This window comes from Bacteroidota bacterium (assembly GCA_034723125.1).
In the GTDB taxonomy this organism is placed as follows: Bacteria; Bacteroidota; Bacteroidia; order CAILMK01; family JAAYUY01; genus JAYEOP01.
Window position 1 is genome coordinate 1 of the sequence record JAYEOP010000070.1, and the last position, 5,185, is coordinate 5,185.

The window sequence follows — 5,185 nt, forward strand, 5'->3', positions numbered from 1 at the left end:
GAACAATTACTTGAAAATCAAATCACTGAAAGAAAAGAAAATTCCAAGTTTAAAAATGTGGATGATTTACTTAACAGTGGTGATGTTTTTGAAATAAAATAAAACTAACAAATTTATTTTAAATTTAAAAGGGCTTTCGTTTGAAAGCCCTTTTTTTATTCCTATCGCTATAGGGAGTTCTATGTTGATTTGTGTGGATGGAAAAATATTAAATTCACAGATTATAAAATTATTCTTTTTGTAATCTGTGAATCAAATTTGATTACCCACAGTTTTTGACATAGAACCTTAATAACTGATTTTTTTTTGAATAAATTATTTCCAAATCTTTAATTTAAATTTGCATAAATAATTAATGATTATCAAAAAGGAAAAAACAACAAAATGGAAAAAATTTATCCCGACTCAGGAGTGGAACTCTCAAAATTTATTGCAAAACATTATGACAAAGTGATGAATATTGCATCTTTTGGTATGTACAATAACTTTATTAAAAAAGCAATTGCAAATTTGGATATTAAAAAAAACGATGATATACTTGACCTTGGTTGTGGTTCAGGAAGAAATATTTTATTGATGAACAAATATGTTTCTGAGGATTCACTGTTAATGGGTTTTGACATTTCTGAAGAAATGGAGATGCGATTTAACGAAAATTGCAAAGAGTATCCCAATATTAAATTTGTTAATAAAAGAGTAGATCAACTAATTGATGTTGAGCAAAAGTTTGATAAAGTATTCATCAGCTTTGTGATACATGGTTTTCCTCATGAAATCAGGAAAGCAGTAATTCAAAATGCCTTTAACCATCTTAAAGAAGGTGGAAGTTTTAATATTTTGGATTTTGCAGAATTTGATATGAGCAAAATGCCCTTTCATCATCGTTTTATTTTTAAAAAGATTGAATGTAAATATGCCTTCGACTATATTGAAAGAGATTGGAAAAATATTTTGAAAGAGTTTGGTTTTAAAACTTTTAAAGAAGAATTTTATATCAAAAAATATGTGAGATTACTTACAGCAGTAAAATAAAAATTTCTTGAATTGAGTCCACTCTAAAAAGTAATGAGTGCAGGTTCTAAAAATCAGGAATTGCCCCATTCCCTAAAGGGAGTCCTGATTTTCAGCTACTTTTCCCTTTAGGGTTTGGGGCAGAAAGGAGCTAAAAATCATTTTAAGACTTCTTAGAGTGGACTCTTAATTAAAAAAAAAGCATAAAAAAATGAAAATTTTAGAAAGCGGAGCGGTTTATTCAAAGATAAGTGCTATTGGTGAAAAAGTTAAGAGACTTGAAAAAGAGAAAGGCGAAAAATATCTTTACCTCTATCAGGGAGTTAACTCTGTAGTACCAATTGATTTAACGGAAGTTATTAAACAAATTGATTTTAACTCACGCGATATTCAGGTTTATGCTCCTATGACAGGCAGACCAAAACTTAAAGAAGCTATCAATAATGAATATTTTGGCAGTAAAACTAAGGCGGAAAATATTCTTGTATGCAATGGTGGAATGTCGGGTTTGGATATGGTATTTCAATCACTTGATATTCAAAAGGTTTTTGTTCCTTCATATTTCTGGGGTTCATATTTTAATATTTTAAAAGTTCGGAAAATTGAAGGATATTTTTATGAAAATTTTCAGGAGTTGGAAGAAAATCCTGAAAAATATAAAAATAATGCTGTAATAATTTGCGACCCAAACAATCCTTTGGGAGATAAATATGATGATGAAAGATTGCTAAATTTGATAAAGGCATTGAATAATGAAGGTTGCATAGTGATAATTGACAGCCCTTATCGAAAGGTTTTTTTGAACAATGATAAATTTTTTGAAAAACTTTATTCTTTGTCAAATGTGATAATTATTGAGAGCTTCTCCAAATCTTTGGGATTAAGTGGCCAACGTATTGGCTTTGTTCACTCGGTAAATGAAAAGCTAATGGAAGAACTTGCTATAAGATTGATGTATGCATCAAATGGGGTAAATGGTTTTTCACAATTATTAGTTGAAAAACTTTTTACAACAAAAGAAGGAAGAAAAGCTATAAGTGATTTTAAAGAAAAAACTACTGATGACATAGAAAAAAATATCAACTATTTAAATCAAAGAGGATTTCTTGCAAAAGAGTTTTATCAAAGTTCAAAACCGATGGGAATTTTTGTTGTAGTAAATTTAGCTGAAGATGAATTAATGAAAGCACGAATAGCTTCTGTTTCACTTTCCTTTTTCACACGAAAGTACAAAGAAAAAGCATCTGTCTTTTCTCGCATTTGTGTCTCTGTACCCCATGAAGAACTAAAAAGTTTTTTTGACTTTTTAGATTGTACTCATTAATAAAACATATCTTTGAAAATGGCAAAAAGCTACTAAAATGATAATTAAGAAATGATTTTACGCTTTCGTTACATAATTTTTGTGCTGGCAATATTTTTAAGCCAAACGCTTAAAGCCCAAATATTACCTTCTTTTGGTAATTCACGTACAGGGACTACAGCTTTGCAGTTTTTAAAAATTGCTCCTGATGCACGTTCTTCCGCACTATCAGGTAGCTACAATGCACTTGTAAACGATGTTTCAGCAGTGTTTTGGAATCCGGCTGGTTTAACACATATCGACAGCAATAAATATCATTTTCAACTCGGACACACGGCTTATTATTCTGGGATTGTTCAAAATTACATGGGTTTTGCTTTTTCAAAATCACGATTAAATTACTGGGGAATTAGCATTATCAATCTTTCCTCAGGGGAAATGCCTGTTACAACAGAGTTTCAGCCTTTTGGAAACGGACAAACTTTCTCGGTTTCAAATATGCTGGTAGGTGTTTCTTTTGCTAAAATACTTTCAGATAATTTTAGCTTTGGAATAAGTGGAAAATATGTTTACGAAAATATTTCAGATGTTTTAATTCATAACGGTATTTTTGATTTTGGATTTATTTACAACATTGGTATTAAACACAACACACGTTTTGCCGTAGGAATTTCAAATTTCGGTTTTAATGTTAGCCCAAGTGGAAATGTTACTATTTCAACACTTAACGGAGACAAAGCAATAGAAAATTTTGAAAATGTTGCTGTTCCTTCAATCTTTAGATTAGGATTTGCATCCAATGTATGGAATAAAGGAATTCATTCATTAGTTTTTGCAGGACAACTTTCACATCCTACCGACAACAATGAAACTATGGCTTTTGGCGTTGAATACAGCTTAAAAGATATTTTGTTTTTAAGAACAGGATATGAATTTGGAGCTGACCAAAACGGCTTACCATCAGCAGGAATTGGTATTAATTTACAAAGATATTTCGGTAGCATAAAAGTAGATTACGGCTTTAACAACAAAGATATTCTTGGGGATATTCACAGAATTACACTGGGTATTTCTTTAAAATAGACAAAAACAACAATGAGAAACATAAAATATTTAATCCTCTTTTTATCAATATCAATAATTTTTTCGTCATGTGAGTTTATGTTTGGCTCAAAATATAATGATGAAGTAGAAGATATTTTTGAACAAGGTAAAATTGACCCCAACCTTGCCCCTCAAAATGTTGGATATGTTCCAATCCTTCCTATCTGGAATGAATTTTCAAATCCGGTTGATGTTTTTGTTGGTTATGATGAAATGATTTATGTAGTTGATGATAACGGATTGCACATCCTTGACCTTAAAGGGAAATTACACAGAACTATAAATATTTACAAAGCCAAAGAAGTTACACAAGACAGAAGAATTCATACTTATGTGATAGGAAAAGCAATTGTTGAAATAAGTGGAGAACCTAAAGAATTGACAGCAGTTTATCATTTAAAAAATACTTCCACAAAAGAAGGAGCCGTTTTTATTGACACATTGATACATCCTTTTTGTGATGTTTCACGAAATACAATTTCCTTTAGAAATGAAGATTTAAATGTTGAATTTACAGGAATTGCAACACGTGCAGATAACGTTTTGTATGTTTCCCGAAAAGGAAATATTAATGATTTAAGTTCCTCAGCACGCCCTGATAATGCTATTTTAATATTTGATGAAGAAGGAAAAAATATTGCTTACGCAAATGGATTAAATCCGATAACACCAAATTTAAAATCAGTAATCGGTATATCGTCAATAGCAACTTTTGCAGGACCACCGCAAAAGATTTTTGGCATGAATGAAACACATGATTTTCTTATTTGTCAAGCAGACCAAAATGTTGATGTTGAATTCAGGGTTTTATGGATAATGGAATTTTTTGACCCCGATGCAGGTACTCAATATATTGAAAATGCAAATATGCTTCAAAAAGATTATTCTAAAGCTGATGGGTTTTTGTATGGTTCTCATAAATTTTCAATGCCTGAAGATGTTTGTATCGCTCCTGACCAATCGGGATATATTTTTGTTGTTGACAGCGAAAACGATTATTTTTATCAATTTACTTCCAAAGGATTTGAAGGAGTAGAGCCACCACCTAATTCCTCCGAAACAAAAAATATTAACGTTTCCTTTGGAGGTAAAGGTACAGGACCTTTTCAGTTTGATAATCCAACGGGAGTATGTTATTATCGAAAAACAATTTACATTGCCGATAAAGGCAACAACAGGATTCTCAGGTATAGGTTAAATACAGATTTGGAATAATCCCAACTTACTTTTCAAAGAAAAAAATAATTGCATTACCTTTGTGGTCAAAAAAAGAAGGCCCCGTAGTTCAACTGGATAGAACATCTGACTTCGGATCAGAGGGTTGAGGGTTCGAATCCTTTCGGGGTCGCAAAAATAAGCAAATTAAAACCGTTAATTCCAAACTCACTTTTAGAATAACGGTTTTATTTTCTTGGGGTTTTGATTATTAAGTCCTAAATTATACTTCGACTGGTCTTAATTTGGGCTTTGGCTCTGTGTTTAACTTATTGGTTATTATCCGTTTACACGATAATGCAAAACATAATTTATGACCGCTCAGCATATATTTATTATCTAACTGTTATATTATGTATTTTTTCTTAGTGCAAATTGTGCTTTGGTGCCTTTGTGGCAAGATATTGATAATTAGCCACGAAGGCTCTAAGACACTAAGAATCACAAAGTATGAAACAATTCATTATGGAATTATTATACTATTGATTTTCTTTATGTTATCACAGCTCGAAATTTAATAAGTTTCCGAATGTCAATTCTCTATATTCAAAT

The 5,185-nt window shown here is 31.1% G+C and carries 4 protein-coding genes and 1 tRNA gene; all 5 read left to right on the plus strand.

Features of this window, described 5'->3' with window-relative positions; all coding sequences use genetic code 11:
- The first annotated feature begins 384 nt into the window (after nucleotides 1–384).
- The 5 genes from U9R42_02185 (at nucleotide 385) to U9R42_02205 (ending at nucleotide 4,766) form a co-directional block, all read left to right on the plus strand.
- Nucleotides 385–1,032: a class I SAM-dependent methyltransferase gene (locus U9R42_02185; GenBank protein MEA3494823.1), complete on the plus strand. Its 648-nt coding sequence runs from the start codon at nucleotides 385–387 to the stop codon at nucleotides 1,030–1,032.
- Between the two features lie 190 nt (nucleotides 1,033–1,222).
- Nucleotides 1,223–2,335 carry a pyridoxal phosphate-dependent aminotransferase gene (locus U9R42_02190; protein MEA3494824.1) on the plus strand — a complete coding sequence of 371 codons (1,113 nt, stop codon included), beginning with the start codon at nucleotides 1,223–1,225 and terminating at the stop codon, nucleotides 2,333–2,335.
- Between the two features lie 51 nt (nucleotides 2,336–2,386).
- Complete coding sequence (locus U9R42_02195; GenBank protein MEA3494825.1) at nucleotides 2,387–3,397, plus strand: PorV/PorQ family protein; 1,011 nt, start codon at nucleotides 2,387–2,389, stop codon at nucleotides 3,395–3,397.
- Between the two features lie 12 nt (nucleotides 3,398–3,409).
- On the plus strand, nucleotides 3,410–4,633 hold the full coding sequence (locus U9R42_02200; GenBank protein MEA3494826.1) for a hypothetical protein: 1,224 nt from the start codon (nucleotides 3,410–3,412) through the stop codon (nucleotides 4,631–4,633).
- Between the two features lie 59 nt (nucleotides 4,634–4,692).
- Nucleotides 4,693–4,766: transfer RNA gene (locus U9R42_02205), tRNA-Arg, on the plus strand.
- Nucleotides 4,767–5,185 lie beyond the last annotated feature (419 nt).

What these genes read in the sequence shown, in the direction of transcription:
- U9R42_02190 (MEA3494824.1), top strand. Translation starts at nt 1,223, where the DNA reads ATGAAAATTTTAGAAAGCGGAGCGGTTTATTCAAAGATAAGTGCTATT.
- U9R42_02185 (MEA3494823.1), top strand. Translation starts at nt 385, where the DNA reads ATGGAAAAAATTTATCCCGACTCAGGAGTGGAACTCTCAAAATTTATT.
- U9R42_02200 (MEA3494826.1), top strand. Translation starts at nt 3,410, where the DNA reads ATGAGAAACATAAAATATTTAATCCTCTTTTTATCAATATCAATAATT.
- U9R42_02195 (MEA3494825.1), top strand. Translation starts at nt 2,387, where the DNA reads ATGATTTTACGCTTTCGTTACATAATTTTTGTGCTGGCAATATTTTTA.